The organism is uncultured Campylobacter sp. (assembly GCF_937949835.1).
Taxonomy (GTDB): Bacteria; Campylobacterota; Campylobacteria; order Campylobacterales; family Campylobacteraceae; genus Campylobacter_B.
In genome coordinates, this window is record NZ_CALEDC010000171.1 from 1 (window position 1) to 1,614 (window position 1,614).

Below are 1,614 nucleotides of genomic sequence, written 5' to 3' on the forward strand. Positions count from 1 at the left end.
TTTCATACTTTTCGCTAGCGCGAGAAATTTTATCCTCAAGGCGCGCCTTTTCCTTTTCAAATTTAGCCGCGATCTCGTCGGTTTTGGCCTCTAAAATTTCGTTCGCCTTATCGCCTAGGCGCACGAAAAACTCCTCCTTGCTCTCGCCCGGTTTTGAGAGCAGATCAAGCGCGCTAAAAAGTTCTAACTTTTCGTTGCGGTAGAGCCATTCTTTAAAGCTTTTAAGCTGAGCGTTTAAATTTTTTGCGCCCGCGATGAAGCTAGGAAGTGCGCCGTAAAGCGAGCCCGCCTGCTCCTGTCCACTTAAATTTGCAACTTCTCGCGTGCTAGCCTCGCTCCAATCTATTTCGCTTACGTCCGAAAGCGAGAGTAAAAAGGAGCGCTGCTGCGTAAAATCGACTCCCTTGTCGCAAAATCGTATCTTTGCGCTTGCGTACAGATACGGGCTTAGCTCAAGGCTCGCGCCGTAGCTGTAAAGCTGAGAAATTTCAGCAGAAACTACGGGCTTGGCGGCGCCGACGGATTTGACGCCTTGCGCGGCGCCCGACACGGACGAAATTTCAGCCTTTTTGTCTTTCATCAAATTTGAAATTTGCTCGTTGCTTAGAGGGCCTTTTAAATAGCTTAGCGCGAAGCGCGTCTCGATTACCCGCAGCACGTCCTCGTTGATGTTTTTTACCAAAAAGCTTCGCTTTTTGAGGTTTGAAATTTTCTCCATAAGCACGCTTTTGTCGATCGGATTTGAGCCGATACCGCTTAGGCCGCTGATGACGCGCTCCTTATCCTGCGCAGTCTGCAAGCGCCCGATAAACCACGTACCGATATTGCTAAGCCCCTTATAATCGAGATCGACCGGGTTTTGCGTCGATAATACGCAGCCAAGACCGAAAGCGCGAGCCTGCTTTAGCAGCGTAAGCATCGGGGTTTTGCTCGGCGGATTACCGTTTGGCGGAAAAAAGCCGTAAATTTCATCCATATAAAGTACTGCGCGCAGCGAGCTGGTGCCGCTAGTGGTGCGCATCCATTTGATCATCTCGCCCAAAAGCAGCGTGACGAAAAACATCCTCTCATCGTCGTTTAGATGCGCGATGGAAAATATATTCGCCCTCGCCCTGCCGTTTTCATCAAAGAGCATCTTGGCGATATTTAGTCGCTCGCCCTCGCACCAAAGCTTAAAACTCGGGCTTGCGATGAGTGCGTTAATCTTCATCGCAAGTGCCATTCGCTTATCGCTCGGAAAGAAGGTATCGACGCCCAAAACGCCGATCTTATCGAAAGGCGGGTTGCCGATCTGCGCGATGAGATCCACCACGCTCACCCCCTCGCCTTTATTAAAATGATAGGTCAGAATTTGGCTGATCAGCAAAAATTCCGGCGAGCTGAGATTATCGCTAGAAATCCCTGCAAGACTCAGCACGCTAGTGGCGATACCGCCGACGTAGTTGTTCAGATCCTCTTCGTTTAAGCCCTTCGGCGCTTCAAAGTCGCTTAACAGGCTGATTCCAAGGCCTGCGCTTGATTTGGGCGTATAAATTCTAAAATCGGCGCTGTTTTTCAAAAGCTCCACCCGCGCCAGGTCTTGATACGAGCCCTCGATCCCCTCACGCCAGGTAT

General features: G+C 50.3%; 1 protein-coding gene. It reads right to left on the reverse strand.

The window, feature by feature from the left end; all coding sequences use genetic code 11:
• The coding region (locus Q0256_RS03720) for a hypothetical protein (protein WP_297960157.1) at positions 1–1,614 on the reverse strand (1,614 nt) is incomplete at both ends.